This window comes from Arthrobacter sp. JCM 19049 (genome assembly GCF_001310435.1).
The window spans coordinates 1-1,133 of sequence record NZ_BAXF01000616.1 but is presented as its reverse complement, the minus strand read 5'-3'; the positions used below and the strand labels follow the sequence as shown (position 1 = coordinate 1,133).

2 protein-coding genes are annotated in these 1,133 nt (G+C 68.5%); both read right to left on the bottom strand.

What is annotated here, in order from left to right:
- Positions 1–722: thiazole synthase (locus tag JCM19049_RS14975; RefSeq protein WP_054821966.1), on the bottom strand; the 722-nt coding region annotated here is incomplete at its 3' end.
- Between the two features lie 5 nt (positions 723–727).
- Positions 728–913 carry a sulfur carrier protein ThiS gene (gene thiS / locus JCM19049_RS14970; protein WP_054821965.1) on the bottom strand — a complete coding sequence of 62 codons (186 nt, stop codon included), beginning with the start codon at positions 911–913 and terminating at the stop codon, positions 728–730.
- Positions 914–1,133: the final 220 nt, after the last annotated feature.

The following is a 1,133-nucleotide window of genomic DNA, read 5'->3' as shown; positions in this document are numbered from 1 at the left end:
GCCCGTCCGGCGCTGACCGCGTCCCGCATGGCCGTGGCCATCAGCGGGGCGTTGTGCGCCCGGGTTACCGCGCTGGCCAGCAGCACCGCCTCACAGCCCAGTTCCATGGCCAGGGCCGCGTCCGAGGCGGTGCCCACCCCGGCATCCAGGATCACCGGGACGCTGGCCCGGTTCACGATGGTGGCGATGTTGTGCGGGTTCAGGATGCCCAGCCCGGAACCGATCGGGGCGCCGGCCGGCATGATCGCCGCGACTCCCACGTCATCCAGTCGCTGGGCCAGGGCCGGGTCGTCATTGGTGTAGGCGAAGACCTGGAACCCGTCGGCCACCAGCTGTTCGGCGGCGGTAAACAGTTCGATCGGATCCGGCAGCAGGGTGTGCTCGTCGGCGATCACCTCCAGCTTGATCCAGTCCGTTTCCAGGGCCTCGCGCGCCAGCCTGGCGGTGAGCACCGCATCGCGGGCGGTGTAGCAGCCGGCGGTGTTCGGCAACGCCAGCACGCCCAGGCGCTGGAGCATGGCGAACACCGAATCCCCACCGGCTGCGGCATAGTGCCGGATGGCCACGGTGGTGACCTCGGTGCCCGAGGCGACCAGGGCCTCTTCCAGGGTGCTTAGGGAGGTCGTTCCCCCGGTGCCCATCACCAGGCGGGAGCGCAGTTGTGCCCCGGCAATGCTGAAGACATCTTTGGGCGTGTGGGGTGCTTCGTTGCTCTGGGTCATCTTCCTCATCCTCCCTGTGCGGCGGTGACCAGGTCGATGCGTGCCCCGGGCGCCACCGTGTGGCTGGCCCAGGCGCTGCGCGGAATTACGTCCCCGTCGATGGCGAGGGCGATTCCCAGCCGTGAGCCGTCCACGGCCAGGCCTTGTTCGTTGATGTGCTTTTTGGTGTGCCCGGCGACGATGTCACGCACGGTGGCCCCGTCGGCAGATTCAGTCTCTGGCCGTTGAGCTGCACCTCGATCTCGGTGATTTCAGGCATTGCGTCTCGTGCCTCTCTTTCTGATTGCTTTGGCTTTGGCTGGTGGCGCTCACCGGTTGGCGGGCGGCGCCGGATGTCTGGGGTTGCCCGGGTTCGGGGCCGGATGCGCGGCGGACAGGACCGCCTGATCGGGTGACCGGGATCAGCGGCTG